Origin of the sequence: Streptomyces sp. MS19, from assembly GCF_047200595.1 — a bacterium.
In the GTDB taxonomy this organism is placed as follows: Bacteria; Actinomycetota; Actinomycetes; order Streptomycetales; family Streptomycetaceae; genus Streptomyces.
The window spans coordinates 285,471-292,193 of record NZ_JBJZOH010000004.1 but is presented as its reverse complement, the minus strand read 5'-3'; the positions used below and the strand labels follow the sequence as shown (position 1 = coordinate 292,193).

8 protein-coding genes and 4 tRNA genes are annotated in these 6,723 nt (G+C 75.2%); 6 read left to right on the top strand and 6 right to left on the bottom strand.

Annotation, left to right across the window (positions count from 1 at the left end):
- Positions 1-47 precede the first annotated feature (47 nt).
- Positions 48-245 (bottom strand): hypothetical protein, encoded by a 198-nt coding sequence (locus ACL02R_RS06885; protein WP_412795950.1) that lies wholly within the window; start codon positions 243-245, stop codon positions 48-50.
- Between the two features lie 116 nt (positions 246-361).
- A complete protein-coding gene (locus tag ACL02R_RS06880; RefSeq protein ID WP_412795949.1) occupies positions 362-790 on the bottom strand; it encodes a hypothetical protein in 429 nt (142 codons plus the stop codon).
- Between the two features lie 118 nt (positions 791-908).
- On the opposite strand from ACL02R_RS06880, the gene ACL02R_RS06875 reads away from it, so the two are divergent.
- Positions 909-1,427, top strand: coding sequence for a DsbA family protein (locus ACL02R_RS06875; protein WP_362967378.1), 519 nt, complete (start codon positions 909-911; stop codon positions 1,425-1,427).
- Here ACL02R_RS06875 and ACL02R_RS06870 read toward each other — a convergent pair.
- The 3 genes from ACL02R_RS06870 to ACL02R_RS06860 are packed head-to-tail and all read right to left on the bottom strand — an operon-like array spanning position 1,409 to position 4,029.
- Positions 1,409-2,098 (bottom strand): GNAT family N-acetyltransferase, encoded by a 690-nt coding sequence (locus ACL02R_RS06870; protein ID WP_412795948.1) that lies wholly within the window; start codon positions 2,096-2,098, stop codon positions 1,409-1,411. The genes ACL02R_RS06875 and ACL02R_RS06870 overlap by 19 nt on opposite strands.
- 30 nt (positions 2,099-2,128) lie before the next feature.
- Positions 2,129-2,953: an aminotransferase class IV gene (locus tag ACL02R_RS06865; protein WP_412795947.1), complete on the bottom strand. Its 825-nt coding sequence runs from the start codon at positions 2,951-2,953 to the stop codon at positions 2,129-2,131.
- Complete coding sequence (locus ACL02R_RS06860) at positions 2,944-4,029, bottom strand: chorismate-binding protein (RefSeq protein ID WP_412795960.1); 1,086 nt, start codon at positions 4,027-4,029, stop codon at positions 2,944-2,946. The genes ACL02R_RS06865 and ACL02R_RS06860 overlap by 10 nt, the downstream gene beginning before the upstream one ends.
- 127 nt (positions 4,030-4,156) lie before the next feature.
- On the opposite strand from ACL02R_RS06860, the gene ACL02R_RS06855 reads away from it, so the two are divergent.
- The 4 genes from ACL02R_RS06855 (at position 4,157) to ACL02R_RS06840 (ending at position 4,494) form a co-directional block, all read left to right on the top strand.
- Positions 4,157-4,229, top strand: a tRNA-Gly gene (locus tag ACL02R_RS06855).
- A gap of 24 nt (positions 4,230-4,253) precedes the next feature.
- Positions 4,254-4,324: transfer RNA gene (locus tag ACL02R_RS06850), tRNA-Cys, on the top strand.
- A 4-nt stretch (positions 4,325-4,328) separates the two neighbouring features.
- Positions 4,329-4,400, top strand: a tRNA-Val gene (locus ACL02R_RS06845).
- Between the two features lie 22 nt (positions 4,401-4,422).
- Positions 4,423-4,494: transfer RNA gene (locus ACL02R_RS06840), tRNA-Val, on the top strand.
- Positions 4,495-4,763: 269 nt separating this feature from the next.
- Here the strand turns inward: ACL02R_RS06840 and ACL02R_RS06835 are convergent.
- Positions 4,764-4,931 carry a hypothetical protein gene (locus ACL02R_RS06835; RefSeq protein ID WP_362967386.1) on the bottom strand — a complete coding sequence of 56 codons (168 nt, stop codon included), beginning with the start codon at positions 4,929-4,931 and terminating at the stop codon, positions 4,764-4,766.
- 359 nt (positions 4,932-5,290) lie between these two features.
- Between ACL02R_RS06835 and ACL02R_RS06830 the strand changes: the two genes are divergently transcribed.
- Positions 5,291-6,340: a serine/threonine-protein kinase gene (locus ACL02R_RS06830; RefSeq protein WP_412795959.1), complete on the top strand. Its 1,050-nt coding sequence runs from the start codon at positions 5,291-5,293 to the stop codon at positions 6,338-6,340.
- Positions 6,341-6,723: the final 383 nt, after the last annotated feature.

Below are 6,723 nucleotides of genomic sequence, written 5' to 3'. Positions count from 1 at the left end.
CTGTGCGGTGCCGCGCGGCGGACCAGGGGGGCGGCCCGTGCGGGGGTTCACAGAAGGAACTGATCGTGCACCCCCGCGATGAGCAGCAGGACGCCGATGACGGTCAGGAAGAGCATCAGCGGCGGCTGCGACAGGGCGAACAGGCAGCCGCGCGGCTGCGCGGGATCGGCGGGGGGCGGGTCCGGCGGCGCGAGGGGCGGGACGGTCGTGTCGGGAGCGTGCTGCTCCCCGGTGATGTACGGCATGACGCGGCGATCATGACCCAGCGCCGTCACCAGCAGCGATCAACAAGCCCTCTATACGGGGGTTTCCGCCCGATTCCGGGATTCTCCGGGAGTGGGCGTGCTAGAGCCTCCGTGGGTCAGATGCCGTGCTTCTTGAGGATGGCCTCGATGTCCGAGAAGTCGTCCCCCGTCCCGGCCGCCCCTCCCCCCGTGGCACCGCCCACGGCCTTGCGGCCCGACGTGCGGCGGCCCCTGGGCAGCCCCGCCGGCGCTGCCGACCCGGCGGACGCGGGGGCCGCGTCGCGGCCCCGGCCCTTGCCCTCGGCCAGGCGGCCGGAGAGGAACAGGACCACGGCGAGGCCGAGGACGCCGAAGCCCGCCCAGGCGACCGGGTTGAAGGTCATGTTGACCACGAAGCGGACCACGCCCGTCATGGCGAGCCCCACGGGAAGCAGGGAGATCGCGGCCAGGCGCAGCGCGGCGGCGTAGCGGCGGCGGCGCGCCACGAGGACCGATATGCCGAGCCCTGCGGCGGTCAGAAGGGTACAAGCGGTGCCGATCAGCATCTATCCATCCTGCCGCGTCGGCGGCCGTGAGGCCATCGTCCTGACGCGGGATGGGGGAGATTTCCGGGTGGACCCGGACGCGGACCGGGGTCGCGGGGGGTCTGGGAGACTGGGCGGCATGAGTGAGAGCAGCCCCCGCCCCGTCGTGCTGGACATGTGGTGCGACCTCCAGTGTCCCGACTGCCACCGCGCCGAGTCCGACGTACGGGCGCTGCGGGAACGGTTCGGCGAAGCCCTGGAGATCCGCAGGCGCCACTTCCCCCTCGCGAAGAACCAGCACGCGCTGGCCGCCGCCCAGGCGGCGGAGGAGGCGTACGCGCAGGGGCGCGGCGAGGAGTACTGGACGGCGCTGCTCGCACGCACCCCGGAGCTGGGCGAGCGGGGACCGGGGCTGCTGACCGCCCTCGCGTCCGAGCTGGGGCTGGACGCGGAGGAGGTGGGCACCGCGCTGATCGACGGCCGCCACCTGCTCGCCGTCGACACCGACCAGGCGGAGGGCCAGGCACTCGGCGTGACGGGCACGCCGACGTATGTGATCGACGGGCAGCGGCTGGACGGCGGGCGCAGCCAGGAGGGCCTGCGCGAGCGGATCACGGAGATCGCGGAGTCGCTGCTGGCTCAGCGGAGCGATTTGTAGACATGGTGGGCGGCGGGCAGGTAGCCGAGCGTGCGGAGCAGGCGGTCGGCGCGTACGAGGTCGAGTTCCCCGGCGTGCAGGGTGAGGCCGATGCGCCCGCTGCCCGCGTCGCGCGCGGTGTCCTCCGCGAGGAGCAGGAGCGCGCGGGCGTTCCCCTGTGCCCGGAACCTTTCGGGAACGTCGATCCGGTGGACGAACGCGCCGGTGCCGTCCGGCAGTCCGTGCGCCAGGGACACGCGGACCGCGCCGGTGGCCTCGCCGGTGTCCGCGTGCCGCAGTTCCCGTACGAGCGGGGCCGCGTCCAGCGGGCCGCCCGGCGGGCCGCCGGGCAGGGGCTTGGTGAGGGTGCGGGCGCGTTCGGTCCAGCCGAGCGCGGCGGCCAGCCGCAGGGCCGTCGCGGCGCCGGAGGGGACGACGGCGCCCGCGTCGGCGCATCCCCAGTCGCGCAGGATCTCCTCGGCGGCCAGCGCGGCGACGGTCCCCCGGCCGCGCCCACGGTCGGGCGGGTGCACCGCGAGGCGGACGACCCGCCCGGTCGCGGGCCGCGGGCCGTCCGCCGCGAGCACGAGCCCGCCCGCGTCACGGCCGTTGACACGGATGCGGTAGGCGCGGGTCCGCCCGCCGCCCGCGGTGCGTTCTTCCGGCCCGTCGGGGCGGAGCGTCGTCGTCATCGGGGGATGTCTACCCGGGGACGGGGCCCGTCACGGGTCGATGTCGGCGGCGGACCTCGCGGCGAAGACGCGCATGGCCTCGGCGGTCACCGGCCCGGGGGCGCCCGGGAGTTCGCGGCGGTCCACGCGGCGCACCGCCTGGACGTCGCGCGTGGAGGAGGTGAGGAAGATCTCCTCGGCCCGCTCCAGGCAGTCCATGGGCAGCTCGGTCTCGCGCGCGCCGCTCCACTCGACGACCAGGGCGCGGGTGACGCCGGCCAGGCAGCCGGAGGAGAGCGGCGGGGTGTGCAGTTCGCCGTCGAGGACGACGAAGACGTTGGTGCCCGTGCCCTCGCACAGGTGGCCCGCCGTGTTGGGGAACAGCGCCTCGGACGCGGCCTGCTGGCGGGCGCGGGCGAGCGCGATGACGTTCTCGGCGTACGAGGTGGTCTTCAGCCCGGCGAGGGCGCCGCGCTCGTTCCGCGTCCACGGGACGGTGACGACGGCCGTGGTGTCGGGGCGGCGGGGTGTCTCGGCGTGGGCGACGACGAGGGTGGGGCGGCCCTCGCCCCGGTCGGAGCCGAGCGGGGCGAGCCCGCCGGTGTAGGTGACGCGCAGGCGGCCGAGCGGCAGGGGCACGGCGTCGAGCACCGCGGCGCAGGCGCGCGCGACCTCGTCGCGGTCGGGCTCCGGCAGGCCGAGCCCGGCGGCGGACACGGCGAGCCGGTCCAGGTGGCGGCGCATCGCGAAGGGGTGTCCCGCCACGGTCTTCATCGTCTCGAACACCCCGTCGCCGACCGTCAGTCCGTGGTCGAAGACGGAGACGCGCGCGCTGTCGGCGTCGCGCAGCGCGCCGTCCAGCCAGATCAGCCCCATGAGGGTTCCCTTCCTCGCTTCTCGTCACGGTGGCCGCCGGGGCGGTCACCGGGGCCCGTGGCGCCCGGTCGAGACGCTATCGCGAGCAGCCGCGCGGCCTTCAGTTCGGTCTCGGCCCACTCCCCCGCCGGGTCGGAGTCCCAGGTGATGCCGGCCCCGGCGCCGAAGCGCAGGACGGGCGGACCGGCGGCGGTGCGGTCGATCCAGAACGTGCGGATGGCGACGGCCAGCTCGGCGGTGCCCCGGTCCGCGTCCACCCAGCCCACCGCACCGCAGTACGGGCCGCGCGGCGCCGTCTCCAGCTCCTGGATGACGCGCAGCGCGCTGGACTTGGGGGCGCCGGTGACCGAGCCCGGCGGGAACGCGGCGTCCATGAGGGCGGGCCAGTCCGAGCCCGGCGCGAGGCGGCCCGCGACCGTGGAGACGAGGTGCACGAGCCCTGGGTAGGGCTCGGGGACGCACAGGCCGGGGACCGTGACGGAGCCAGGTGCGCAGACGCGGCCGAGGTCGTTGCGGACGAGGTCGGCGATCATCACGTTCTCCGCGCGGTCCTTGGGGAGGAACGCGTCGGCGGTGCGAGCGGTGCCCTTGATGGGCCCTGACCCGACCAGGGCGCCCCGGCGGCTGAGGAAGAGCTCGGGTGAGGCGGTGGCGATCTCGACGCCGTGCGCGGGCAGTCGCACGGTTCCCGCGTAACGGGCGGGGTGGGCCCGCGCGAGGAGCGCGGTGAGGGCGTCGATGTCCGGGTCGTCCCCGGCGGGCAGCGGCGCGGAGAGCACCCGGCAGAGGTTGACCTGGTAGACCGTGCCCGCCGCGATGTGCTCCCGGACGCGGGCGACTCCGGCGGTGTACGCGGCGCGGTCCAGGGAGCTTGTCCAGGCGTCGCGGCGCGGGCCGCGCCACCGGCCGGGGACGGCGGCGGGGGACGGCGCGGGGCGGACGTCGGCGAACCGGGCGCACAGCGGCGGGCCGTCGTCCCCGGCGACGACCGCCCACCATCCCGAGGAGTCGAGGGCCGCCGGGTCGCGCGTCACGTCGCGCAGTCCGGTGGCGAGGAATCCGCCGAGGCGGGCCATCGGGGGGAAGTCGGGCACGCGTGCGAGTGTAGGGGGCCGCCGGGTACCGAGTTTGAGCTGGCCGGTGAATCCGCTAGAGTTCATGACGTCCCCGGAACACGGAAGTGACCCGGGGGAAGCACCAAGTGCGGACGTAGCTCAGTTGGTAGAGCACCACCTTGCCAAGGTGGGGGTCGCGAGTTCGAGTCTCGTCGTCCGCTCGATGGGGGTCACGGCCCCTGTGCGGTGGAGTGGCCGAGAGGCGAGGCAACGGCCTGCAAAGCCGTCTACACGGGTTCAAATCCCGTCTCCACCTCGGAGGACGATTAGCTCAGCGGGAGAGCGCTTCCCTGACACGGAAGAGGTCACTGGTTCAATCCCAGTATCGTCCACGGGACCCCCTGGGGTCCGCCCGCGCGATTAGCTCAGCGGGAGAGCGCTTCCCTGACACGGAAGAGGTCACTGGTTCAATCCCAGTATCGCGCACCGGAAAGAGGCCGGAGAGCATCGCTCTCCGGCCTCTCGCGTTCTCCGCGTACCGCGGGTCCCACGACGGGGAACCGCCCACTCCCCGGACGCGCGTACGGAATGTGGCGACCGGAATGTGGCGGCGCCGCGGGCTTTTCGGGCATACGCTGTGCCCGGGACAGCTCCCCAGCTGTCCCGGGCACACATGCCGTCCGCCGTACCCCCGTCCCCACGGGGTTTCGCCGGTGTCCCCGGCCCGAGCCGCTCTCTCGGGCCCGGGGCGCCGCTCAGCGCCCCAGCAAGCCGGCCACGGACGACGCCTGTGTGACGACGGCATCGATGCCGCCGGTCATGACGGCCAGGGCGAGGGCCAGCGGCAGCACCATGGCGGTGGCCACCAGCGGATGACGCCTGGCGCTCGTACGGCTCTGCGGCCTGAGTGCCGTCTGGGCCATCTCACCTCTCCTGTCGTCAGGTTGGGGGCGGCGGGCGGGTGACCTCGGGGGACGAGTGCTGCGCCCGCCGCTTGATCACCACAGTAGGCCGCGCGGGGCGTCCCGGGCGTCAGCCCGGCGTACTGACCTGGGGGCCTCCCGCAGGAGGATGCAGGGGGGCCGGGGCTACTCCCCTGGGTGGACGAGGCGTCGCGGGACCCCGGGTTTCCCCCCAGGGGACGGCTTCCCGGGCCGCGTCCGCGCCGTTCAGGGGCTCCTTCGCACCGGCCTGCGACATCGCCGAGCGCGGCCTTCTCCCTGCTCGGCCCGCACAGTCCGTAAGCTGAGGCCCATCACAAGGACGGGGCAGCGAGGTGGACATGGCGATGATGCGGCTCCGGCGCGAGGACCCGCGAGTCATCGGCGCGTTCCGGCTCCACCGGCGGCTGGGCGCGGGTGGCATGGGGGTGGTGTACCTCGGCTCGGACCGGCGCGGACAGCGCGTGGCGCTGAAGGTCATCCGGCCGGATCTCGCCGAGGACCAGGAGTTCCGCTCACGGTTCGCACGGGAGGTGTCGGCCGCGCGGCGCATCAGGGGCGGCTGCACGGCCCGGCTGGTGGCCGCCGATCTGGACGCGCCGAAGCCGTGGTTCGCGACGCAGTACGTGCCCGGCCCCTCGCTGCACGACAAGGTGGCCGAGGACGGGCCGCTGTCGGCCGCCGAGACGGCCTCGATCGGCGCGGCCCTGGCGGAGGGGCTGGTGGCCGTGCACGAGGCCGGGGTCGTCCACCGGGACCTGAAGCCGTCGAACATCCTGCTCTCGCCCAAGGGGCCCAGGATCATCGACTTCGGCATCGCCTGGTCCACGGGGGCGAGCACGCTGACCCACGTCGGCACGGCGGTGGGCTCCCCCGGCTTCCTCGCGCCCGAGCAGGTCAGGGGGCAGGGGGTCACCCCGGCGTCCGACGTGTTCTCGCTCGGGGCGACGCTGGCGTACGCGGCGCTGGGCGACTCGCCGTTCGGGCAGGGCAGTTCCGAGGTCATGCTCTACCGGGTGGTGCACGAGGAGCCGCAACTCGACGGCGTGCCGGCCGCGCTGGCGCCGCTGCTGCGGTCCTGCCTGTCCAAGTCGCCGAAGGAGCGGCCCAGTACGCTCCAGCTGTCGCTGCGGCTGAAGGAGATCGCGACGCGGGAGGCGCGCGGGGTGGGGCAGCGCGTGCCCGCGGCGGCGCGGGCGCGCCCCGACCGGCCCGCCCCGGCCCCCGGCCCGCGCCGGCCGGAACGGCCGCAGCCGAGGCCGCGCCCCGGGGCGCGCAGGCGGGTGGTGGACAAGCGGCTGCTGCGGCAGCGGCTGGTGGTGTTCGTGACCGTGACGCTGTTCGTGGCCCTCGGCATCGCCGCCGCACAGGGCTGCCAGGGGCCCGTGTAGGCGGCCCGCGGGGGCACCGGTGGCGTTCGCGGGGTGGAGCAGCGCTCCGGCGGCGTCTGTCGCGCCGCCGCACCCGGCGGTCCCTTCGTTCCTCCGGGGAACGCCCGGCGATGTCGCACCGGGGCCGGCACCGGGCGGTTCCGCCGTGGGGCGGACCTCGCGGCGCGGGTCGGGGAGTCCGGTGTCCCCGCCGGGGCGTGGTCGCGGTTCGGCCTGGCTCGGCCTGACCGCGGGGGTCGGCGGTCCTGCGGTCCTCGGGGTACGGGCGTTGCCCGGAGACGCTGACGTGGGGCCCTGTGCACGGCGTCCCGGCGCCGGAGCGCTTCCGGCCCGATCCCGGCACCGGCCGGCGCAGTCTCCTCGTCCGGGGCGCGCGGTCCCTG

Excerpts from the sequence above, each read along its gene's own strand:
- ACL02R_RS06875 (WP_362967378.1), top strand. The coding sequence starts at position 909 with ATGAGTGAGAGCAGCCCCCGCCCCGTCGTGCTGGACATGTGGTGCGAC.
- ACL02R_RS06835 (WP_362967386.1), bottom strand. The coding sequence starts at position 4,931 with ATGGCCCAGACGGCACTCAGGCCGCAGAGCCGTACGAGCGCCAGGCGT.
- ACL02R_RS06885 (WP_412795950.1), bottom strand. The coding sequence starts at position 245 with ATGCCGTACATCACCGGGGAGCAGCACGCTCCCGACACGACCGTCCCG.
- ACL02R_RS06870 (WP_412795948.1), bottom strand. The coding sequence starts at position 2,098 with ATGACGACGACGCTCCGCCCCGACGGGCCGGAAGAACGCACCGCGGGC.
- ACL02R_RS06830 (WP_412795959.1), top strand. The coding sequence starts at position 5,291 with ATGGCGATGATGCGGCTCCGGCGCGAGGACCCGCGAGTCATCGGCGCG.
- ACL02R_RS06865 (WP_412795947.1), bottom strand. The coding sequence starts at position 2,953 with ATGGGGCTGATCTGGCTGGACGGCGCGCTGCGCGACGCCGACAGCGCG.
- ACL02R_RS06860 (WP_412795960.1), bottom strand. The coding sequence starts at position 4,029 with ATGGCCCGCCTCGGCGGATTCCTCGCCACCGGACTGCGCGACGTGACG.
- ACL02R_RS06880 (WP_412795949.1), bottom strand. The coding sequence starts at position 790 with ATGCTGATCGGCACCGCTTGTACCCTTCTGACCGCCGCAGGGCTCGGC.